This is a genomic window from Streptomyces sp. NPDC058576 (genome assembly GCF_042718715.1).
GTDB lineage: Bacteria > Actinomycetota > Actinomycetes > Streptomycetales > Streptomycetaceae > Streptomyces.
The window spans coordinates 1-18,864 of the sequence record NZ_JBHXPF010000037.1 but is presented as its reverse complement, the minus strand read 5'-3'; the positions used below and the strand labels follow the sequence as shown (position 1 = coordinate 18,864).

The following is an 18,864-nucleotide window of genomic DNA, read 5'->3' as shown; positions in this document are numbered from 1 at the left end:
GCCTGCCGCCCGCCGCTTGCCCCCATCGCTCTCCGCCGCTTCCGCCCGCCGCGATCACCCGCCTGCGGCCCGGCGCTCTCGTCACCTGCCGCCCGCCGCGGGTGGGCGCGCTACCCTTCCGCGCCCGGCTCCATGCTGAGCGCGGGGGTGTAGCGGTGCACGCCGCCGCCGGTCATGCCCGGGTACTTCTGGACGCGTTCCCAGAGCGGGTACGGGGAACCGACGCCCTCACCGGGGGCGGCGAGGGCCGCGATGTGGTGCTCGGCGCTCTCCCACTCGGCGTAGTTGAGGACCCGGGTGCCGTCCGTGCTCGCGTGGAAGTGCGCGGCGATGCCGCCGGCGGGCAGCTCGGCCTCGTCGCCGAGCGCCTCGAACACGCGGTCCACCCAGTCGCGTTGCCGGGCGGGGTCGGGCCCGTCGAACTCGACGTCGACGATGACGACGCAGCCGGTCTCCCGGGTGTCGCCCTCGGCCCGGAGTCCGGAGCGGTACAGCGCGTACGTGTGCAGGGCGATCCGTTCGATGCCGGGGACGGCGGCGTCGATCTCGGCGTTGCGGGCGTCGCGGCTCTCGCGTACGAAGTCCTGGTAGGCCTGCTCGCCGGTCCACTGGGAGTAGTGGAGCAGGGTCGCGCCGTCCTCTCCTTCGTAGACGCTGTAGGAGAGCAGCCCCGGGTGCGGCCATTCCCGGCTCTCCCAGGCCTTCCGGATGGCGCCGACGGCCTCCCGCTGCCGCTGCGGTGTCCCGACGTTCCAGGTGCTGGCCTTGGCGATCCCGGCGTCGGCGCGGGCCGGGTCGGGGCGGTCGGTGAAGTGCGTGGTCATGGCGGTGGTCCCCTCTCACGCGCGCCGTTCGGTGCGCCGTGATCACCACCGTCACACCTCAAGTCCGGTCGAGGTCAAGGCCGTTCCCGCCGACGCGTCCGCGCGTCCGTTCGCCCACGGCGTGAGCGGCCACGGGTGCGGTGGGAGGCGGCCGGGGAAGGAGGGGAACCATGACCCTCTCCGTGGCGCACCTGAGCGACCCGCACCTCACCACCGGCCCCGGGGCGGCGGCCCCCGCGGCGGGGTTGCGGGCCGCTCTGCGCCGGGTGCTCGCCCTGGATCCGCTCCCGGACTGCGCCGTGATCACCGGTGATCTCACCGAGCGGGGGGAGCGGGGCGAGTACACGGCACTGCGCGAGGAGGTCGACGCGTTCCCGCTGCCCCTGCACCTGGTGGCGGGGAACCACGACGTGCCCGAGGCTCTCGTGGGCGGGTTCGGCGGGACGCGTTTCCTGGGCGGGGGGACGCTGACGTCGTACGTGGTGGAGCATCCGGCGTTCACGGTCGTGGTCCTGGACTCGTGGGTCGCCGGTTCCCCGGGCGGGCGGCTGGGTTCTTTGCAGCTGGCCTGGCTGGACCGGGCCCTCGCCCAGCGCCCCGGCGTACCGGCCCTCGTCTGCCTGCACCACCCGCCGGTTCCGGTCGGCATTCCGTTCCTGGACGCGATGGGCCTGGCGGACGGCCCCGCGCTGGCCGGGGTGGTCGCCGCGCACCCCCGGGTCGTCCGGGTGCTGGCGGGCCATGTGCACCGCCCGGTCACCGCGCCCTTCGCGGGCAGTACGGTGGCCGTCGCGCCGAGCACGTACCGGCAGAGCGGGCTGGTGCTGCGGGAGGGTGTGCCGGGCCGTCCGGACGAGCCTGCGGCGTTCCTGCTGCACGTGCTGCCCGGGGCTCCGGCGGGCGCGGCCTGGGTCACGCACACCGTCCCCACGGCCGGGGCCGCACCGGGGAGCTGAGGTCCGGCCGGGGCGCCCGAGTTCCGGCCCGCCGCCGAAATCCCGTCATCGGCCACCGAAGTCCCTTCCTCAGCCGCCGAGTTCGGTGCGCCAGGCCGTGGTGTTGAGCTCGTCCATCAGCCGGATGTCGTGGCCCTCCAGCGGGAAGACCCGCACCGGGAGGCCGGGGGCGGCGGAGACCGCCAGTGCGTCGCCCTCGATGAGGTCGCCGCCCTCGGGCGTGGAGACCCAGGCGAGGATCGACTTCACGGTGCGGCCGGGGTCGAGCTGGAGCTTCTTCGGGCCCGGGTCGTTGCCGAAGTACGAACCGTCCTCGTTGACCTTGACGGACAGAGGGCGGCCGTCCTCGCCGAGGGCCCGGACCCAGGGGTAGCCGTCGACGGCGTAGGGCTCGCGGCCGCAGTTGGTGAGGGTCAGCACGACGGCCCGGTGCATCATCCCGGTCTCCACCGGGCCCATGTCCACCACGACCCCGGACGCGGGGCACTTCCCGGGCGGGGCGGAGGTAGGGCCGGTCTGCGCCGGGGCGCCCTGGGCGGGCGCGTCGGCACCCGGCGCGGGGGTCGGGGGCAGCGTCTCGGCGCGGACGACGCCGGGCCGGGAAGCGGAGGCGGACGGGGTGGGGTCCGGCCGTTCCCCCTCGCCGGCCGGGACGAGGAAGCCCGAACAGCCGGTCAGCGCCGCCAGCGTGGCCGTCAGCAGGATCAGGGGGACCCGTCTCCGTACCCGTATGCGCCCGCCCATGTCGCCCACCCCTCGCCGCGGCCGGTCACCCGCCCGCTCATCGGTCATGTCAGGAGGAGCGGAAGCGCCCGCCCGACTCTTCAGCATCCCTTGCCGTTCGTCACAAGGAGATCTAAGTGGACCTTTCCGGTTCCCGGCGCAGACACTTCGGGCATGACCGCCACCGCACCGCGCCCCTTCGGCCGCGCACTCTGCGCCATGATCACGCCCTTCACCGCCACCGGGGCCCTGGATGAGGACGCCGCCCGCGCGCATGCCGCGCGGCTGGTGGCACAGGGCTGCGACGGGATCGTCCTCAGCGGCACCACGGGCGAGTCCCCCACCACGACGGAGGCCGAGAAGTCCGCCCTGCTGCGGGCCGTCCGGGCGGAGGTCGGTGACGGAGTGCCGCTGCTCTCCGGTGTCGGCGGCCCGGACACCGCGCACACCCTGCGCCTGGCGCGGGAGGCCGAGGAGGCGGGCGCGGACGGGCTGCTGGTGGTGACCCCGTACTACAGCCGCCCGCCGCAGGCCGCCGTAGAGGCGTACTTCCTGCGGGTCGCGGACTCCACCGGCCTGCCGCTGATGCTGTACGACATCCCCGGCCGCACCGGCACACGGATCGAGCCGGAGACCGTGCTGCGGCTGGCGGAGCACCCGCGGATCGTCGCGGTGAAGGACTGCTCCCTGGACCTGCTCGGCGCGACGAAGGTGCTGGCCCGCACCTCGCTCGCGTACTACTCGGGCTGCGAGGAGCTGAACCTGCCGCTGTACGCGGTGGGCGGCGCGGGTTACGTCAGTACGGTCGCGAACGTGGTCCCCCGCCGGATGCGGGCGCCGCTGGACGCGTTCGACGCGGGCCGCACCGACGAGGCGGCCCGGCTCAACGGGCTCACGGCGCGCCTCACCGAACTGATGATGGCGAGCGGCCTCCCCGGCACCGTCACCGCGAAGGCGCTCCTGGACGCGGGCCCGGTCCGGGAACCGCTGCAGCCCGCCGGGCGCGAGGCGGCCGACGGGCTGCGGAAGGCGTACGAGGAACTTCTCGCGGCCTGATGTACGGGAACAGCGGAGATCAGTTGTGGGCGTGCAGCACGTCGTTCAGGCCGCCCCAGACCGCGTTGTTCGGGCGGGCCTCGACGGTGCCGGTGACCGAGTTGCGGCGGAAGAGGATGTTCGAGGCGCCGGACAGCTCGCGGGCCTTGACGACCTGACCGTCCGGCAGCGTGACGCGCGTACCGGCGGTGACGTACAGACCGGCCTCGACGACGCACTCGTCGCCGAGCGCGATCCCGACGCCCGCCTCCGCCCCGACCAGGCAGCGCTCGCCGATGATGATGCGCTCCTTGCCGCCGCCGGAGAGGGTGCCCATGGTGGACGCGCCGCCGCCGATGTCCGAGCCGTCGCCGACGACGACGCCCGCGGAGATCCGGCCCTCGACCATGGAGGTGCCGAGCGTGCCGGCGTTGAAGTTGACGAAGCCCTCGTGCATGACGGTGGTCCCGGCGGCGAGGTGCGCGCCGAGCCGGACGCGGTCGGCGTCGGCGATGCGTACGCCCTTGGGCGCCACGTAGTCCGTCATGCGCGGGAACTTGTCGACCGAGGTGACCTGGAGGTGCAGGCCCTCGGCGCGGGCGTTGAGGCGGACCCGGTCCAGGTCGTCGACGGCGACCGGGCCGAGCGAGGTCCAGGCGACGTTGGCGAGCAGCCCGAAGAGCCCGTCGAGGTTCTGGCCGTGCGGCTGGACGAGCCGGTGCGAGAGCAGGTGCAGGCGCAGGTAGGCGTCGTGCGCGTCGAGCGGCTTGTCGTCGAGCGAGGAGATGACCGTGGACACGGCGACGATCTCGACACCGCGCCGGGCGTCCACGCCGATCGCCTTGGCGGCGCCCTCGCCGAGGCGATTGACGGCCTCGTCCGGGGTGAGCCGCTGCGTACCGGCGGGGCCGGGGTCGGAGGTCAGCTCGGGGGCGGGGAACCAGGTGTCGAGGACGGTGCCGTCACCGGCGACGGTGGCGAGGCCGGCGGCGACGGCGCCGGTGGTACGGGCAGAACCCTGGGAAGTCGTGTCGGTCATGAACAGCAACCTAACCGGCCGGGGCCCGCTCGGGCGAACCGGTCTCAGCGTGCGGCCCCTTTCCCGAAGCCCGCGCCCAAACGGCCCTGGGCGTGGCCGGGCGCCTGGTCGGCGACGTGGGCGGTGGCGGGGCGCTTCCCGTCGTTCTCGGACGCGGACCTGGCGCTGACGGCGGCGCTGCGGCTGCCGACGTTCCGGGCGGCGGGCGTGAGCGGACTCAAGCGGCTGACGCTGGTGGTGGACCGGGAGCGGACAATCCGCGAGGTGCTGTACCCGATCACGGACATCGGACCGAGCGTGCACGAGGCGCGGGAAGCGGTCCGCCCCCCGGCGGCCCGACCGAGGGCCCCGACGCGGTCAGGCGCCGCCGCCCGCGACGATCCGCCCCAGCATCTTCCGGGTGTACGGGGCGTCGAACGTGCCCCCGGTCAGCAGCACCTGGAGGCAGACGCCGTCCAGCAGCGCGACAAGGGCCCGCGCGGTCTCCGGGTCGGTGCGCCGGGACAGCAGCGCGACGGCCTCCTCGGTCCACTCGGCGGCGACGGGGCGCAGCGCGGGGCGGCGCAGGGCCGCGAGGTACAGCTCGTACTCCAGCTCGATCGCCCCGCGTTCACCCGCGAACCACCGGCCCAGCAGCCGGGTCAGCTCCCCCGCGAGGTCCGCCTCCGCCGGACCCCGTTCGCCGTCCCCCTCCCCGGCGAAGAGGCCGCTGGAGCGCAGCGCCTGGACGAAGTTCTCGTTGCACCGGCGCAGGGCGGCGACCAGGAGCTCGTCGAGCGAGCCGAAGTGGTACGTGGTCGAGCCGAGCGGCACATCGGCCTCGGCGGCCACGGTGCGATGACTGAGCCCGGCTATCCCGTCGGAAGCGATGACGGTCAGCGCCGCATCGATGATGCGTGTCCGCCGGGCGGGGTCGTACCGCCGGGCCATCAGTGGGCCCCTCCCAGGTTGAGGACGACGACTCCGGCGACGATCAGGGCGATGCCTGTGATCTTGACCAGGCCGCTGGACTCCCCCAGGAAGAGGATCCCGATGAGGGCGACGGCCGCGGTGCCGACGCCGGCCCAGATGGCGTACGCGGTGCCGACGGAGAGCGTCTTGAGGGTCTGCGCGAGCAGGGTGAAGGCGATGAGGTAGCCCACCACGGTGCCGATCGAGGGCCAGAGCCGGGTGAAGCCCTCGCTGTACTTCATGGCCGTCGTCCCGGCCACCTCCGCCGCGATGGCGGCGGCGAGCAGCCCGTATGCATATCCCATGTGTACGACTGTACCCAACGTTGTGTACGGCCGTACCTATCATCGGCCCACGTCGGGGGCGCTACGGTGTGCCGACCGAACACACGGCCCGGTACCCGGGCCGCCGACATGACGGAGACGCAGTGGCGCAGGACGCAGGGTGGGGCGGTGGCCCGTACGGGGGCGCACCTCACGGTGGGGGGCCCTTCCACGGGGGCGCGCAGGGAGCGGGCGGCGGCTGGCACGGCGGGTGGGCGGCACCGCCGAAGCCGGGGGTGATACCCCTGGCGCCGCTGAGGGTCTCGGACATGCTCAGCGGCGCCTTCGCGACGATCGGGCGGTACTGGAAACCGCTGATCGGCGTGGCGCTGACGCTGTTCGGCGCGGTGGCGCTCGTGATGGTCGTCGCTCTGGTGGTGGCCGCATCCGCCGTGGCGAGCCAGTGGGACGAGCTGACGTCCGATTCCCCGGGCTCGCCCGACGCCGCCGAACTCGTCCCGCTGGGCGTGGCGTTCGGCGTGCTGATGGTCATCGGCATGATCGTCTACCTGCTGGCGTCGGCCATGATGCAGGCGGCGGTCCCCGTCGTCCTCCAGGAAGCCGTCCTGGGCCGCCCGATCCGCTTCGGGGAGGTCTGGAAGCGGGCGTGGTCGCGGGTCTGGTCGATCATCGGCGCGGTGTTCCTGACCGGGCTGATCATGATCGTCCCGATGGCCCTCTTCCTGCTCGCCTTCGTCGGGCTGATGGCCTACACGGTCTCGCTGGGCGACGAGGACGGCTTGATGCCGATGGCGCTGGTCGGCTCTCTCCTCGGGCTGGTCCTGGCTCCGGTGGCGATGTGGCTCTGGGTGCGGTTCTCCCTGGCCCCGACCGTCGTGGTCTTCGAGAACCAGCGCCCGGTGGCGGCCCTGCGACGCTCGGCCCAGCTCGTGCGCGGCACCTGGTGGCGGGTCTTCGGCGTCACGCTGCTCGGCTTCGGGCTCGCGGCCGTCATCGGCTTCATGATCCAGATGCCCTTCCAGATGATCGGCATGGTTCCCGGCCTGTTCGACCCCGCGGACATGGGTTCCGAACCCAGCGACGGAGCGCTCATCGCCATGCTCGGCAGTGTGGCGCTGCTGTCGTTCATCAGCCAGATGATCTCCCAGCTGATCACGATGATCCTCCCGCCGCTGGTGATCGGCCTGCTGTACGTCGACCTCCGGATGCGCACGGAGAACCTGGGCCCGGTCCTGGCCGGGGCGGCGGGAGCGACCCTGCCGGAGCAGTACGGCCCGCCGCCGCCCGCCCACGTCTGACGACGTCGGGGGGGAGGCCTCAGTCGGTCAGGGTGCGCTTGGGGCGCAGCACGCAGAACTCGTTGCCCTCGGGGTCGGCCATCACCACGAAGGTGGCGTCCGGTCCCTGGCCGACGTCCACCCGCCGGGCGCCGAGCGCGAGGATCCGCTCGACCTCGGCGGCCTGGTCGTCCGGGGTCAGGTCGATGTGCATCCGGTTCTTGACGGTCTTCCCCTCGGGCACGGGGAGGAAGCACATGCCCGGCAGCGCGGTCTCGTGCGCGCCGATGATGATCTCCTCCTCGTGCTCGAAGAGCACCTGCCAGTCCAGCACCGCACTCCAGAAGCGGGCCAGCAGCGGCAGGTCGTGAGCGTCGACGGCGATGTGGTACGTGGAGACGGCCATGCCCGCCAGTCTGCCTGGCGGGCATGGCCGTTCGTCACTCTCCGAGGAGCGTGTCAGACGTTGAACCCCAGCGCGCGGAGCTGCTCGCGTCCGTCGTCGGTGATCTTGTCCGGGCCCCACGGCGGCATCCAGACCCAGTTGATCCGCAGCTCGTTGACGATGCCGTCCGTGGCGGACTTCGCCTGGTCCTCGATGACGTCGGTCAGCGGGCAGGCCGCGGACGTCAGGGTCATGTCGAGGGTGGCGATGTTGGCGTCGTCGACGTGGATGCCGTAGATCAGGCCCAGGTTGACGACGTCGATGCCCAGCTCGGGGTCGACGACGTCGTACAGCGCCTCGCGGACCTCCTCCTCGGAGGCCGGCTTCATGGTCGCGGTCTCGTTGTCGCTCATGCGGTCTTCCCTTCGGACAGCGCCTTGGCCGTCGCGTCCTTCCACGCCATCCAGCTCAGCAGCGCGCACTTGACCCGGGCGGGGTACTTGGAGACGCCGGCGAACGCGACGGCGTCCTCCAGCACCTCCTCCATCGCGTCGTCCGGCTCCAGCTGGCCCTTGGACTGCATCAGCTGCAGGAACGCGTCCTGGATCTTCTGCGCCTGGGACAGCTCCTTGCCGACGAGCAGCTCGTTCAGCACGGAGGCGGAGGCCTGGCTGATGGAGCAGCCCTGGCCCTCGTAGCTCACGTCGGCGATGGTCTCGCCGTCGTACTTCACCCGGAGTGTGATCTCGTCGCCGCACGTCGGATTGACGTGGTGCACCTCGGCGTCGCCGTCCCGCAGGCCTCGCCCGTGGGGGTGCTTGTAGTGGTCCAGGATCACTTCCTGGTACATGGAATCAAGCTTCACCAGTCAGCCCTCAGCCGAAGAAGTTCCGGACGTGCTCCAGCCCGTCCACCAGAGCGTCGACCTCGGCGGGCGTGGAGTACAGATAGAACGACGCTCGCGTCGTCGCGGGAATTCCGTACCGCAGGCAGACCGGGCGCGCGCAGTGGTGCCCGACCCGGACGGCGATGCCCTGCTCGTCGAGGACCTGGCCCACGTCGTGCGGGTGGATGTCGCCGAGCGTGAAGGAGATCGCCGCGCCGCGGTCCTCGGCCGTCGCCGGACCGATGATCCGCAGGTCGGGAACCTCCAGGAGGCGCTTCACCGCGTACCCGGTGATCGCCTTCTCGTGCTGGTGGATCCGCTCCATGCCGATCGAGGTGAGGTAGTCCACGGCCGCGCCGAGGCCGACGGCCTGGGCGATCGGGGGCGTACCGGCCTCGAACTTGTGCGGCGCGGGAGCGTAGGTGGACGAGTGCATCGACACGGTCTCGATCATCTCGCCGCCGCCGAGGAACGGAGGCAGGTCCTCCAGGAGCTCCTGCCGTCCCCACAGCACGCCGATGCCCGTCGGGCCGACCATCTTGTGGCCGGTGAAGGCCACGAAGTCGGCCTGGAGCGCCTGCACGTCGAGCACCATGTGCGGGGCCGCCTGCGAGGCGTCGATGCAGACCAGCGCGCCGACCTGCTGGGCGCGGCGGATGATCTGCTCGACCGGGTTGACGGTGCCCAGGATGTTGGAGACCAGCGTGAAGGAGACGATCTTCGTCTTCTCGGTGATGATCTCGTCGATGTTCGACAGGTCGAGCCGGCCGTCGTCGGTGATGCCGAACCACTTCAGCTTCGCGCCGGTGCGCTGCGCGAGCAGCTGCCACGGCACGATGTTGGAGTGGTGCTCCATCTCCGTGGTGACGATCTCGGTGTCGCGGTCCACCCGATAGGGCTCGTCCGCCCAGCCGAGCATGTTCGCCACGAGGTTCAGCGACTCCGAGGCGTTCTTCGTGAAGATCACCTCGTCACGGCTGGGTGCGTTGATGAAGGCGGCGACCTTGTCGCGGGCGCCCTCGTACAGCGCGGTGGCCTCCTCGGCGATCGTGTAGACGCCGCGGTGCACGTTCGCGTTGTGGCGCTCGTAGTACGTGTTGAGCGCGTCGAGGACCTGGCGCGGCTTCTGCGAGGTCGCCGCGGAGTCCAGGTAAACGACCTTCTTTCCGTCGTGGACCGTGCGGTCCAGGAGCGGGAAGTCCTTGCGGATCGCCTCGGTGTCGAGGAGGCCGGAGAGCCCCTGTCGGGCGTCAGTCACGCGGAAGCGCCACCCTTCGTGTAGGCCTCGTAGCCCTCGTTCTCCAGCTGGTCGGCCAGCTCGGCGCCGCCGGAGGCCGCGATCCGGCCGTTGGCGAAGACGTGCACGAAGTCGGGCTTGATGTACTTCAGGATGCGGGTGTAGTGCGTGATCAGCAGGGTGCCGACCTCGCCGGTCTCGCGGACCCGGTTGACGCCCTCGGAGACGGTCTTGAGCGCGTCGACGTCCAGGCCGGAGTCGGTCTCGTCCAGGACGGCGATCTTCGGCTTGAGGAGCTCCAGCTGAAGGATCTCGTGGCGCTTCTTCTCACCGCCGGAGAAGCCCTCGTTGACGTTGCGCTCGGCGAAGGACGGGTCCATCTGGAGCCCGGCCATCGTCTCCTTGACCTCCTTGACCCACGTACGCAGCTTGGGGGCCTCGCCGCGGACGGCGGTGGCGGAGGTGCGCAGGAAGTTGGAGACCGAGACACCGGGGATCTCGACCGGGTACTGCATGGCCAGGAACAGGCCGGCGCGGGCGCGCTCGTCGACGGACATCTCCAGGACGTCCTCGCCGTCCAGGGTGACCGTGCCGCTCGTGATCGTGTACTTGGGGTGACCCGCGAGCGAGTACGCGAGGGTGGACTTGCCGGACCCGTTGGGGCCCATGATGGCGTGGGTCTCGCCCTGCTTCACGGTCAGGTCGACGCCCTTGAGGATCTCCTTCGTGGCGTTGTCGGCCTCGACGGAGACGTGCAGGTCGCGGATTTCAAGCGTTGCCATGGGTGACTCAGGACTCCTGGGTGACGGAGACGAGCACATCGTCCCCTTCGATCTTTACGGGGTATACGGGGACGGGGCGCGTCGCGGGAAGGCCGGACGGCTTGCCGGTGCGGAGGTCGAACGACGATCCGTGCAGCCAGCACTCGATCGCGCAGTCCTCCACCTCGCCCTCCGAGAGGGAGACGTTCGCGTGCGAGCAGATGTCGTTGATCGCGAACACCTCGCCCTCGGTGCGGACGACGGAGACGGGTGTGCCGTCGAGCTCCACCCGCTTGGGGGTGTCGTCCTCCAGCTCACTCAGCGCACAGGCTTTGACGAAGGACATCAGACGGACGCCTTCAGCTCGGCCTCGATCTTCTCGATGAGCCGCTCCTCGACGTCCGGCAGACCGATCTGCTGGACCAGCTCGGCGAAGAAGCCGCGCACGACGAGGCGGCGGGCCTCCTCGGCCGGGATGCCGCGGGACTGGAGGTAGAAGAGCTGCTCGTCGTCGAAGCGGCCGGTCGCCGAGGCGTGGCCGGCGCCGACGATCTCGCCGGTCTCGATCTCCAGGTTGGGCACGGAGTCGACCCGGGCGCCGTCGGTGAGGACGAGGTTCCGGTTCATCTCGTAGGTGTCGGTGCCCTCGGCCGCGGCCTGGATGAGGACGTCGCCGATCCAGACGGCGTGCGCGCCGTCGCCCTGGAGGGCGCCCTTGTACACCGCGTTGGACTTGCAGTGCGGGGTGTTGTGGTCGACCAGGAGGCGGTGCTCCTGGTGCTGGCCCTTGTCGGTGAAGTACAGACCGAACAGCTCCGCCTCGCCGCCGGTGGCCGCGTAGGCGACCCGGGGGTGCAGGCGCACGACGTCGCCGCCGAAGGTGACGACGATCGACTTGAACGAGGCGTCCCGGCCGACCAGCGCGTTGTGCTGGCCGACGTGGACGGCGGTGTCGTCCCAGTCCTGGACGGAGACGACGGTCAGCTTGGCGCCGTCGCCCAGCACGTAGTCGACGTTGGCGGCGAGCACCGCGTCACCGGTGTGGTCGATGACGACGACGGCCTCGGCGAAGGCGCCCAGCTCGATGAGCTGGTGGCCGAAGGCGACGCCGCCCTCGCCGTGCACGGCGATCCTGATCGGCTCGGTGAGCACGGCTTCCTTGGCGACCGTGACGACCGAGGCCTGCTCGAAGGAGCTGTAGGCCTGGGCGGCGACCCGGTCCACCGGGGTGCCGGCCTTGCCGAGCCGGGAGTCGTCGCGGCCGACGGTCTCGACCGTGACACCCTCGGGCGCCTCGATGGCGACCTTCACGCCGCCGCCGTTCGCGACCGCGGTGCCGTCGTGCAGCCCGCGCAGCCGCTCCAGCGGCGTGAAGCGCCACTCCTCCTCACGGCCGTGCGGAACGGGGAAGTCCGCGACGTCGAAGGACGGGGGTGCGCTCATGCGGGTGGCGACGGTCGACTCGGCGGCCACCGCGATGGAGCCGGCGGTGGTGGAGCCCGCCGGAGTGTTCTGAGCCTCAGCCATGGCTGTCGTAGTGCTCGCTTTCTTCAGTCAAGAACTCGGGGGATTCGGTGGGGCGGGGACGGCCGCGGACGGCCGTCCCGGTGGTCCTCGGGCGAGGACCTAGCCGACCGAACCCTCCATCTGCAGCTCGATCAGCCGGTTGAGCTCCAGGGCGTACTCCATGGGCAGCTCCTTGGCGATCGGCTCGACGAAGCCGCGCACGATCATCGCCATGGCCTCGAACTCGGTGAGTCCGCGGCTCATGAGGTAGAAGAGCTGGTCCTCGGAGACCTTGGAGACGGTCGCCTCGTGGCCCATCGACACGTCGTCCTCACGGACGTCGACGTAGGGGTAGGTGTCCGAGCGGGAGATCGTGTCGACGAGCAGAGCGTCGCAGAGGACGTTGGACTTCGCGCCCGGCGCGCCCTCGCCGATCTCGATCAGTCCGCGGTAGGACGTACGGCCGCCGCCTCGCGCCACCGACTTGGAGACGATGTTGGAGGAGGTGTTCGGGGCCATGTGGACCATCTTGGCGCCGGCGTCCTGGTGCTGGCCTTCGCCCGCGAAGGCGATGGACAGGGTCTCGCCCTTGGCGTGCTCGCCCATCAGGTAGACGGCCGGGTACTTCATGGTGACCTTGGAGCCGATGTTGCCGTCGACCCACTCCATGGTCGCGCCCTCGTAGGCCACGGCCCGCTTGGTGACCAGGTTGTAGACGTTGTTCGACCAGTTCTGGATGGTCGTGTAGCGGCAGCGGCCGCCCTTCTTCACGATGATCTCGACCACGGCGCTGTGCAGCGAGTCCGAGGAGTAGATCGGGGCGGTGCAGCCCTCGACGTAGTGGACGTAGGCGTCCTCGTCGACGATGATCAGCGTCCGCTCGAACTGGCCCATGTTCTCCGTGTTGATACGGAAGTAGGCCTGGAGCGGGATGTCCACGTGGACGCCCTTGGGCACGTAGATGAACGAGCCGCCGGACCACACGGCCGAGTTCAGCGAGGCGAACTTGTTGTCACCGACGGGGATGACGGTGCCGAAGTACTCCTTGAAGAGCTCCGGGTGCTCCTTCAGCGCCGTGTCGGTGTCCATGAAGATGACACCCTGCGCCTCCAGCTCCTCGTTGATCTGGTGGTAGACGACCTCGGACTCGTACTGCGCGGCGACGCCGGCGACGAGGCGCTGCTTCTCCGCCTCGGGGATCCCGAGCTTGTCGTACGTGTTCTTGATGTCCTCGGGCAGGTCCTCCCAGGAGGCCGCCTGCTTCTCCGTGGACCGCACGAAGTACTTGATGTTGTCGAAGTCGATGCCCGACAGGTCCGAGCCCCAGTTCGGCATGGGCTTCTTACCGAAGAGCTTGAGGCCCTTGAGCCGCAGCTTCAGCATCCACTCGGGCTCGTTCTTCTTCTCCGAGATGTCGCGGACGACAGCCTCGGAGAGGCCGCGCTTCGCCGCCGCGCCTGCCGCGTCGGAGTCGGCCCAGCCGAATTCGTACGTACCCAGACCCTCGAGCTCAGGGTGGGCAGTCTCCGTGGGGAGCGTCATGCGGGGTTCCTCCCGGCCGTGCTTGCAGATGCTGAATGGGTGGTCTGTTGGGGTGCTGCGTGGCCACTTCGCGGCACATAGGTCGTGCACACGCCGTCGCCGTGGGCGAGGGTGGCCAGCCGCTGCACATGGGTCCCGAGGAGGCTGGAGAAGAATTCCGTCTCCGCCTCGCACAGCTGTGGGAACTGCTCGGCGACATGCGCCACCGGGCAGTGGTGCTGGCACAGCTGCTCGCCCTGCTGCGGGCCCGGCGCGCTTCGCGCCGTAGCAGCGTACCCGTCGGCGGACAGGGCCTTGGCCAGGGCCTCGGTGCGCCCCTCGGGCTCCGCGGCCTCGACCGCCGCGCGGTACGCCTCGCCCATCGCGGCCATCCGGGCACGGGCGAAGGCGATGATCGCCTCGTCCCCGCCGGATTCGGCGATGAAGCGCAGGGCGTCGGCGGCCAGCGTGTCGTAGGACTGGTCGAAGGCGTCCCTGCCGCAGTCCGTCAGGGCGAACACCTTGGCGGGCCTGCCGCGGGTCCGCGCTCCGTAGACCCGCTGTTCACGGGCTTCGACGACATCGTCGGAGACGAGGGCGTCCAGATGGCGGCGGACGGCGGCCTGGGTGAGGCCCACGCGCCCCGCGAGATCGGCGACGGTGGAGGGGCCGTGGTCCAGGATGGAGCGCGCGACCCGGTTGCGCGTCGAGCGCTCACCGGTCGCGAGTTCCTCCTGAGGAGCCCGTCCGTCGTATTTCACAACACCATTGTTGCGTAATTCATTCGAACCTGACAACCACGGTCCGAAACGATCTACGGTGTGGTTCGTCACTTAGGGTTACCTAATCTGGGCCCGCGGGACGCCCCTCCCATAGGCCCCCCTAGACTGGTGCGCCATGGAGAACGAGCCCGTCGTACAGGTCGAGAACCTGGTCAAGCGGTACGGCGCGAAGACCGCGGTGAACGGCCTCGATCTGATCGTCGCGACCGGCGCGGTGACCGCCGTCCTCGGCCCGAACGGCGCCGGGAAGACCACCACGATCGAGACCTGCGAGGGCTACCGCCGCCCCGACGCGGGCACCGTACGGGTCCTCGGCCTCGACCCGGTCGCCGACGCCGAGCGGCTGCGACCGCGGGTCGGGGTGATGCTCCAGTCCGGCGGCGTCTACTCCGGCGCCCGCGCGGAGGAGATGCTCCGGCACATGGCCAGGCTGCACGCCCACCCCCTCGACGTGGACGCCCTGATCGAGCGTCTCGGCCTCGGCGACTGCGGCCGCACCACCTACCGGCGGCTCTCCGGCGGCCAGCAGCAGCGGCTCTCCCTGGCCCTGGCGGTCGTCGGCCGGCCCGAGCTGGTCTTCCTGGACGAGCCGACCGCCGGCCTCGACCCGCAGGCCCGCCGCTCCACCTGGGACCTCGTGCGCGAGCTGCGCGCCGACGGGGTCTCCGTGGTGCTCACCACCCACTTCATGGACGAGGCCGAAGCGCTCGCCGACGACGTCGCGATCATCGACGCGGGCCGGGTCGTCGCCCAGGGCAGTCCGGAGGCGCTCTGCCGGGGCGGCGCGGAGAACACCCTGCGCTTCACCGGCCGCCCGGGGCTCGACCTCGGCTCCCTCGTCAAGGCGCTGCCCGACGGCTCCGGGGCGGCCGAGCCGCTGCCGGGGACGTACCGGGTCACCGGGAGCATCGACCCGCAGCTGCTGGCCACCGTGACCTCCTGGTGCGCCCAGCACGGCGTGATGCCCGAGGGCATCTCGGTGGAGCGGCACACCCTGGAGGACGTCTTCCTCGAACTGACCGGCAAGGAGCTGCGCGCATGAGCGCCGGTACGTACACCCCGCGCCCCGGCGCCGCCCCGCTCCCCCGGATGATCGCCGCGCAGACCGCGCTGGAGACCCGGATGCTGCTGCGCAACGGCGAGCAGCTGCTGCTGACAGTGATCATCCCGACGCTGCTGCTGGTGCTGTTCAGCGCCGTCGACATCGTCGACACCGGCTCGGGCGCGTCGGTCGACTTCCTCGCGCCGGGCATCCTCGCCCTGGCGGTGATGTCCACCGCCTTCACCGGCCAGGCCATCGCCACCGGTTTCGAACGCCGTTACGGGGTCCTCAAGCGGCTCGGGGCCTCCCCGCTGCCCCGCTGGGCGCTGATGACCGCGAAGACGCTGTCGGTGCTGGTCACCGAGGTGCTCCAGATCGTGCTGCTGACGGCGATCGCCTTCGCGCTCGGCTGGTCGCCCGAGGGCGATCCGCTCTCGGTGCTGCTGCTCCTCGTCCTGGGGACCGCCGCGTTCTCCGGGCTCGGGCTGCTGATGGCGGGGACGCTGAAGGCGGAGGCGACGCTTGCCGCCGCCAACCTGGTCTTCCTGCTGCTGCTGGTCGGCGGCGGGGTCATCGTGCCGCTGGACAAGTTCCCGGACGCGGTGCAGTCCGTGCTGGGGCTGCTGCCCGTCTCGGCACTCTCGGAGGGCCTGCGGGACGTCCTCCAGCACGGTGCGTCGATGCCGTGGACCCAGGCCGGGATCCTCGCTGTGTGGGCGGTCATCGGGCTCGGCGCGGCGGCGAAGTTCTTCCGCTGGGAGTAGCACACGGCGGCAGGGATCTTCACGGGCAAGGCGCCACGAACCACCCCCTCGTGAAAACGCGCACAAGCCCCGTCCTACGATGGTCCGCGTGGAAACCCCCATCTCCCTCATCGCCAAGCGCTGGACGCCGTCCACCAAGGTGGTGAAGCGCGCCGCGCTCTCCGCCATCATGATGAGCGTCTTCATCATCATCACCGGCGGAGCCGTCCGGCTCACCGGTTCGGGCCTCGGCTGCGACACCTGGCCCAAGTGCACCGACGACAGCCTGTTCGCGACGCCCGAACAGGGGCTGCACGGCGCGATCGAGTTCGGCAACCGGCTGCTGGCCTATGTGCTGTCGGCCGCGGTCGGCTGGGCGATCATCGCGATCAGCGCGATGAAGCCGCGCCGCCGCAAGCTGATCCGGCTGGCCTGGGTGCAGTTCTGGATCGTGCTGGCCAACGCCGTCCTCGGCGGGATCACGGTCTGGGCGGGGCTCAACCCGTGGACGGTGGCCGGGCACTTCCTGCTCGCCAACGTGCTCCTCGCCATCGCCGTGATCACCTGGGTGCGGGTGGGCGAGGGCGACGGCCCGCCGCGGCCCCGGACCCCGCTGCCGGTGCGCCGGCTGTCCTGGGCGATCCTCGCGACCACGGTCGTCCTGCTCGTGCTGGGCACCTCGGTGACCGGTTCCGGCAAGCACGCCGGCGACAGCAGCGACGTGCCGCGCATGCCGTGGGACTGGTCGGTCGCCGCCCACATCCACGCCATCGCCGCCTGGGTGGTCTGCGCCCTGGCCATCGCGATGTGGCTGGCCCTGCGGGTGGTCGACGCGCCCGCCGACACCCGGGCCCGCGCCCGTGACCTGCTGCTCGTCCTGCTCGCGCAGGGCGCGATCGGGTACGTCCAGTACTTCAGCGACGTCCCCGAGATCCTGGTCGGCATCCACATGTTCGGCTCGGCCATCCTGTTGATCGCCGTGGTCCGGCTCATCCTGAGCATGCGCGAGCGCGGCGACGACACGAGCGCCCCGCTGCCCGGCCCGTCCGCCGAGCGGCCGGAGACGGCACCGGCGACGGCCGTCTGACGGACGTACGTACGGCGGGTGAGGGGCGGCGGGTGAGGAGGCCCGCCGCCCCTCACCGCTCTCCCCCCAGCCCGTACACCCGGCGCGCGTTGCCCGACCCGATCATCGCGGCGACCCGGGCCGCGTCCTGCCGGGTCCACGCGCCGTCCTCGACCCAGGCGCCCAGTACCCGCCCCAGCGCCTCGCGGAACTGCCGCGCGCCCACCAGGTGCAGTTCCGGCAGAGCCCGGGCCCCGCTGGAGAACAGCAGCTTGCCGAACGGCGCCAGCTCCATGATCTCCGCGAGCACGGCCGCCGCCCGCGCCCCCGTCCGCGCCGGTACGGCCCCCAGGTCGGCGTAGACGTGCGGGTGCCGGCCGGCCAGCGCGGCGGTCTGCCGGTGGTACGGGTAGCCGTGCAGGAGGACGAGGTCGCAGCCGTGCCCCTCGGTCGCGGCGGCGAAGTCGGCGAGGCGGGCCGGGTCCGCGGCGCCCAGGCGCAGTTGCAGCGGCAGCCCGCAGGCCACCGCGGACCAGCGCAGATGGTCCAGCAGCTCCGGTTCGAGGGGCGCCCCGCCGCCGCCCCGGCCCACCGTGCCCCGGCGGGCGGCCCGCCGCTCCGTCTCCCGCCGGGCCAGCCAGCGTCCGGCCGCCGCCCGCACCCGGACCGGCCCCGGCGGCTCGGGGGCGGTGTACGGGGCGTCCCCGCTGACGGAGATGAACGCGACGGCCGAAGAGGCGGCGGTGTGCACGGCCTCGCCGAGGTTGACGAGGAAGGTGCCGACGGTGCCCGAGGTGTCGGCGACGTGCTCGGCGAGGACCTCCAGCCGGACGATCTCCCGGGCCTCGGAGCCCGCCGCGGAGGCCAGCTCGGCCGGTCCCGTGAGGTCGCCGGGGAGACCGGTGTCGACGAGGTGGGCGGAGACCCCGGCGGCGCGCAGCAGGCGGCGGGAGGTCTCGGCGACGCCCAGCTCGCGCCGCCTGGCCAGATAGCCGGCGGGCGGGCAGTGCGCTTCGAGGCCGAGCAGGGGCGGGCACCAGCGGCGCACGGCGAAGCCGGTCTGGGTGTCGAAGAAGGTGGTGCCGGGGGCGGCCGGGGCGCGGGAGGCGGCAAGCCGGGCCTCGAAGGTGCCGAGGCCCAGCTCGGTGCGGAGCACGCCGTGGCAGTTCTGGTCGACCAGGTCGGCCACGGGCACGGTGTCGGTCATCCGGGGCTCCCTGGGACGGCGTGCGTGTGCACGGCCTAACGGGTGAGCCCCGGGTCAGGTGTTGCCCGAGGGGATGTCTCGTCGATCAGGGCCGGAAAGAGCCGCGTCAGCGGTCGTTGGAGGGGCCGCCGACCTGGATCCCGGCCATCCGGGACCACTCGTACGGGCCGGTGCGGACCTTGAGCGCGAACTCGCCGTCGAACTCGTCGTGCATCGTGATGCCGGACTTCGCGGCCGCGCTCTCGGCCACCGCGTAGGTCGGGGCGACGAGGTCGCCCCACGCGCCGTCCTCGCCGACCAGGACGATGCGGGCGCCCGCCTGGCCGATGTAGGCGAGCTGTCCCTCCGCGCCGCCGTGCTCCTTGGCGAAGGCGCCGATCTCGCGGGCGAGCTTCGCCGCCCTGCGCCCGTCGCGCGCCGCCTTCCTGGCGTCCGTCCGTGAGGTCTGCTCGGTGTCCGCTGCGTCTGCTGCCGTCTCTGCCATGAACAGGATGCTACCGACGGGTAGATGAACTGGCGACGGGCGGGTCGGGTGGGGGGTGGGCCCCCACCCCCCCCGGGGGGCCGGGCGGAAGGGGAGTAGGGGGGGCACCCCGAGGCCCCGGACAGTGGGGAGTCCGAGGGGGTAGGTCACGGTTA

The 18,864-nt window shown here is 71.6% G+C and carries 22 protein-coding genes and 1 pseudogene; 7 read left to right on the top strand and 16 right to left on the bottom strand.

Annotated elements, in window-relative coordinates; all coding sequences use genetic code 11:
- Nucleotides 1–110: 110 nt before the first annotated feature.
- Nucleotides 111–824 carry an antibiotic biosynthesis monooxygenase gene (locus ACFWRV_RS23975; RefSeq protein ID WP_384337763.1) on the bottom strand — a complete coding sequence of 238 codons (714 nt, stop codon included), beginning with the start codon at nucleotides 822–824 and terminating at the stop codon, nucleotides 111–113.
- Between the two features lie 170 nt (nucleotides 825–994).
- Between ACFWRV_RS23975 and ACFWRV_RS23970 the strand changes: the two genes are divergently transcribed.
- A complete protein-coding gene (locus ACFWRV_RS23970) occupies nucleotides 995–1,780 on the top strand; it encodes a phosphodiesterase (RefSeq protein WP_384337761.1) in 786 nt (261 codons plus the stop codon).
- 69 nt (nucleotides 1,781–1,849) lie between these two features.
- On the opposite strand, the gene ACFWRV_RS23965 is transcribed toward ACFWRV_RS23970, so the two are convergent.
- Nucleotides 1,850–2,524, bottom strand: a complete 675-nt coding sequence (locus ACFWRV_RS23965; RefSeq protein ID WP_384337759.1) for a DUF4232 domain-containing protein — start codon at nucleotides 2,522–2,524, stop codon at nucleotides 1,850–1,852.
- Between the two features lie 153 nt (nucleotides 2,525–2,677).
- Between ACFWRV_RS23965 and dapA the strand changes: the two genes are divergently transcribed.
- Nucleotides 2,678–3,559 carry a 4-hydroxy-tetrahydrodipicolinate synthase gene (gene dapA, locus ACFWRV_RS23960; protein ID WP_384337757.1) on the top strand — a complete coding sequence of 294 codons (882 nt, stop codon included), beginning with the start codon at nucleotides 2,678–2,680 and terminating at the stop codon, nucleotides 3,557–3,559.
- A gap of 19 nt (nucleotides 3,560–3,578) precedes the next feature.
- On the opposite strand, the gene dapD is transcribed toward dapA, so the two are convergent.
- The gene (dapD, locus tag ACFWRV_RS23955) at nucleotides 3,579–4,577 is read right to left on the bottom strand and encodes a 2,3,4,5-tetrahydropyridine-2,6-dicarboxylate N-succinyltransferase (protein ID WP_384337755.1); all 999 of its coding nucleotides are present in this window, start codon (nucleotides 4,575–4,577) and stop codon (nucleotides 3,579–3,581) included.
- Nucleotides 4,578–4,709: 132 nt separating this feature from the next.
- Here dapD and ACFWRV_RS23950 point away from each other — a divergent pair.
- A pseudogene (locus ACFWRV_RS23950) lies at nucleotides 4,710–4,910 on the top strand (HxlR family transcriptional regulator); the annotation flags it as partial.
- A gap of 24 nt (nucleotides 4,911–4,934) precedes the next feature.
- On the opposite strand, the gene ACFWRV_RS23945 reads toward ACFWRV_RS23950, so the two are convergent.
- Nucleotides 4,935–5,507 (bottom strand): TetR/AcrR family transcriptional regulator, encoded by a 573-nt coding sequence (locus ACFWRV_RS23945; protein ID WP_384337753.1) that lies wholly within the window; start codon nucleotides 5,505–5,507, stop codon nucleotides 4,935–4,937.
- On the bottom strand, nucleotides 5,507–5,833 hold the full coding sequence (locus tag ACFWRV_RS23940; protein WP_215111704.1) for a multidrug efflux SMR transporter: 327 nt from the start codon (nucleotides 5,831–5,833) through the stop codon (nucleotides 5,507–5,509). The genes ACFWRV_RS23945 and ACFWRV_RS23940 overlap by 1 nt, the downstream gene beginning before the upstream one ends.
- A 287-nt stretch (nucleotides 5,834–6,120) precedes the next feature.
- Between ACFWRV_RS23940 and ACFWRV_RS23935 the strand changes: the two genes are divergently transcribed.
- A complete protein-coding gene (locus tag ACFWRV_RS23935; protein ID WP_384337751.1) occupies nucleotides 6,121–7,110 on the top strand; it encodes a hypothetical protein in 990 nt (329 codons plus the stop codon).
- A 19-nt stretch (nucleotides 7,111–7,129) separates the two neighbouring features.
- Here the strand turns inward: ACFWRV_RS23935 and ACFWRV_RS23930 are convergent, their stop codons facing one another.
- From ACFWRV_RS23930 to ACFWRV_RS23890, 9 genes are all read right to left on the bottom strand, one after another.
- Nucleotides 7,130–7,495: a VOC family protein gene (locus tag ACFWRV_RS23930; protein WP_384337749.1), complete on the bottom strand. Its 366-nt coding sequence runs from the start codon at nucleotides 7,493–7,495 to the stop codon at nucleotides 7,130–7,132.
- Nucleotides 7,496–7,548: 53 nt separating this feature from the next.
- Nucleotides 7,549–7,887, bottom strand: coding sequence for a metal-sulfur cluster assembly factor (locus ACFWRV_RS23925; protein WP_003969897.1), 339 nt, complete (start codon nucleotides 7,885–7,887; stop codon nucleotides 7,549–7,551).
- Complete coding sequence (sufU, locus tag ACFWRV_RS23920) at nucleotides 7,884–8,339, bottom strand: Fe-S cluster assembly sulfur transfer protein SufU (RefSeq protein WP_384337747.1); 456 nt, start codon at nucleotides 8,337–8,339, stop codon at nucleotides 7,884–7,886. The genes ACFWRV_RS23925 and sufU overlap by 4 nt, the downstream gene beginning before the upstream one ends.
- Before the next feature lie 10 nt (nucleotides 8,340–8,349).
- Nucleotides 8,350–9,618, bottom strand: coding sequence for a cysteine desulfurase (locus ACFWRV_RS23915; RefSeq protein ID WP_384337745.1), 1,269 nt, complete (start codon nucleotides 9,616–9,618; stop codon nucleotides 8,350–8,352).
- Complete coding sequence (gene sufC, locus ACFWRV_RS23910) at nucleotides 9,615–10,379, bottom strand: Fe-S cluster assembly ATPase SufC (protein ID WP_381987049.1); 765 nt, start codon at nucleotides 10,377–10,379, stop codon at nucleotides 9,615–9,617. Before sufC ends, ACFWRV_RS23915 begins: the two co-directional genes overlap by 4 nt.
- Nucleotides 10,380–10,386: 7 nt before the next feature.
- Nucleotides 10,387–10,704 carry a bifunctional 3-phenylpropionate/cinnamic acid dioxygenase ferredoxin subunit gene (locus ACFWRV_RS23905; protein ID WP_003969893.1) on the bottom strand — a complete coding sequence of 106 codons (318 nt, stop codon included), beginning with the start codon at nucleotides 10,702–10,704 and terminating at the stop codon, nucleotides 10,387–10,389.
- Nucleotides 10,704–11,885 (bottom strand): Fe-S cluster assembly protein SufD, encoded by a 1,182-nt coding sequence (sufD, locus tag ACFWRV_RS23900; RefSeq protein WP_384337742.1) that lies wholly within the window; start codon nucleotides 11,883–11,885, stop codon nucleotides 10,704–10,706. Before sufD ends, ACFWRV_RS23905 begins: the two co-directional genes overlap by 1 nt.
- A 99-nt stretch (nucleotides 11,886–11,984) precedes the next feature.
- Nucleotides 11,985–13,406: a Fe-S cluster assembly protein SufB gene (gene sufB, locus ACFWRV_RS23895; protein WP_007448476.1), complete on the bottom strand. Its 1,422-nt coding sequence runs from the start codon at nucleotides 13,404–13,406 to the stop codon at nucleotides 11,985–11,987.
- Complete coding sequence (locus ACFWRV_RS23890) at nucleotides 13,403–14,146, bottom strand: helix-turn-helix transcriptional regulator (RefSeq protein WP_384337740.1); 744 nt, start codon at nucleotides 14,144–14,146, stop codon at nucleotides 13,403–13,405. The genes sufB and ACFWRV_RS23890 overlap by 4 nt, the downstream gene beginning before the upstream one ends.
- A gap of 136 nt (nucleotides 14,147–14,282) precedes the next feature.
- On the opposite strand from ACFWRV_RS23890, the gene ACFWRV_RS23885 reads away from it, so the two are divergent.
- The 3 genes from ACFWRV_RS23885 (at nucleotide 14,283) to ACFWRV_RS23875 (ending at nucleotide 17,039) form a co-directional block, all read left to right on the top strand.
- Complete coding sequence (locus tag ACFWRV_RS23885) at nucleotides 14,283–15,209, top strand: ABC transporter ATP-binding protein (RefSeq protein WP_384337738.1); 927 nt, start codon at nucleotides 14,283–14,285, stop codon at nucleotides 15,207–15,209.
- A complete protein-coding gene (locus ACFWRV_RS23880; RefSeq protein ID WP_384337736.1) occupies nucleotides 15,206–15,973 on the top strand; it encodes an ABC transporter permease in 768 nt (255 codons plus the stop codon). Before ACFWRV_RS23885 ends, ACFWRV_RS23880 begins: the two co-directional genes overlap by 4 nt.
- A gap of 79 nt (nucleotides 15,974–16,052) precedes the next feature.
- On the top strand, nucleotides 16,053–17,039 hold the full coding sequence (locus ACFWRV_RS23875) for a heme A synthase (protein WP_384337734.1): 987 nt from the start codon (nucleotides 16,053–16,055) through the stop codon (nucleotides 17,037–17,039).
- Between the two features lie 52 nt (nucleotides 17,040–17,091).
- Here ACFWRV_RS23875 and ACFWRV_RS23870 read toward each other — a convergent pair whose 3' ends face one another.
- Together ACFWRV_RS23870 and ACFWRV_RS23865 are read right to left on the bottom strand one after the other, a co-directional pair.
- A complete protein-coding gene (locus ACFWRV_RS23870) occupies nucleotides 17,092–18,225 on the bottom strand; it encodes an amidohydrolase family protein (RefSeq protein WP_384337732.1) in 1,134 nt (377 codons plus the stop codon).
- Nucleotides 18,226–18,331: 106 nt separating this feature from the next.
- Nucleotides 18,332–18,709: a hypothetical protein gene (locus tag ACFWRV_RS23865; RefSeq protein WP_382777822.1), complete on the bottom strand. Its 378-nt coding sequence runs from the start codon at nucleotides 18,707–18,709 to the stop codon at nucleotides 18,332–18,334.
- Nucleotides 18,710–18,864: the final 155 nt, after the last annotated feature.

What these genes read in the sequence shown, in the direction of transcription:
- ACFWRV_RS23885 (WP_384337738.1), top strand. Translation starts at nt 14,283, where the DNA reads ATGGAGAACGAGCCCGTCGTACAGGTCGAGAACCTGGTCAAGCGGTAC.
- ACFWRV_RS23870 (WP_384337732.1), bottom strand. Translation starts at nt 18,225, where the DNA reads ATGACCGACACCGTGCCCGTGGCCGACCTGGTCGACCAGAACTGCCAC.
- ACFWRV_RS23925 (WP_003969897.1), bottom strand. Translation starts at nt 7,887, where the DNA reads ATGAGCGACAACGAGACCGCGACCATGAAGCCGGCCTCCGAGGAGGAG.
- ACFWRV_RS23935 (WP_384337751.1), top strand. Translation starts at nt 6,121, where the DNA reads ATGCTCAGCGGCGCCTTCGCGACGATCGGGCGGTACTGGAAACCGCTG.
- ACFWRV_RS23865 (WP_382777822.1), bottom strand. Translation starts at nt 18,709, where the DNA reads ATGGCAGAGACGGCAGCAGACGCAGCGGACACCGAGCAGACCTCACGG.
- ACFWRV_RS23875 (WP_384337734.1), top strand. Translation starts at nt 16,053, where the DNA reads ATGGTCCGCGTGGAAACCCCCATCTCCCTCATCGCCAAGCGCTGGACG.
- ACFWRV_RS23940 (WP_215111704.1), bottom strand. Translation starts at nt 5,833, where the DNA reads ATGGGATATGCATACGGGCTGCTCGCCGCCGCCATCGCGGCGGAGGTG.
- ACFWRV_RS23905 (WP_003969893.1), bottom strand. Translation starts at nt 10,704, where the DNA reads ATGTCCTTCGTCAAAGCCTGTGCGCTGAGTGAGCTGGAGGACGACACC.
- ACFWRV_RS23930 (WP_384337749.1), bottom strand. Translation starts at nt 7,495, where the DNA reads ATGGCCGTCTCCACGTACCACATCGCCGTCGACGCTCACGACCTGCCG.
- sufC (WP_381987049.1), bottom strand. Translation starts at nt 10,379, where the DNA reads ATGGCAACGCTTGAAATCCGCGACCTGCACGTCTCCGTCGAGGCCGAC.
- dapD (WP_384337755.1), bottom strand. Translation starts at nt 4,577, where the DNA reads ATGACCGACACGACTTCCCAGGGTTCTGCCCGTACCACCGGCGCCGTC.
- ACFWRV_RS23880 (WP_384337736.1), top strand. Translation starts at nt 15,206, where the DNA reads ATGAGCGCCGGTACGTACACCCCGCGCCCCGGCGCCGCCCCGCTCCCC.
- ACFWRV_RS23945 (WP_384337753.1), bottom strand. Translation starts at nt 5,507, where the DNA reads ATGGCCCGGCGGTACGACCCCGCCCGGCGGACACGCATCATCGATGCG.
- dapA (WP_384337757.1), top strand. Translation starts at nt 2,678, where the DNA reads ATGACCGCCACCGCACCGCGCCCCTTCGGCCGCGCACTCTGCGCCATG.
- ACFWRV_RS23970 (WP_384337761.1), top strand. Translation starts at nt 995, where the DNA reads ATGACCCTCTCCGTGGCGCACCTGAGCGACCCGCACCTCACCACCGGC.
- sufB (WP_007448476.1), bottom strand. Translation starts at nt 13,406, where the DNA reads ATGACGCTCCCCACGGAGACTGCCCACCCTGAGCTCGAGGGTCTGGGT.
- ACFWRV_RS23975 (WP_384337763.1), bottom strand. Translation starts at nt 824, where the DNA reads ATGACCACGCACTTCACCGACCGCCCCGACCCGGCCCGCGCCGACGCC.
- ACFWRV_RS23965 (WP_384337759.1), bottom strand. Translation starts at nt 2,524, where the DNA reads ATGGGCGGGCGCATACGGGTACGGAGACGGGTCCCCCTGATCCTGCTG.
- sufD (WP_384337742.1), bottom strand. Translation starts at nt 11,885, where the DNA reads ATGGCTGAGGCTCAGAACACTCCGGCGGGCTCCACCACCGCCGGCTCC.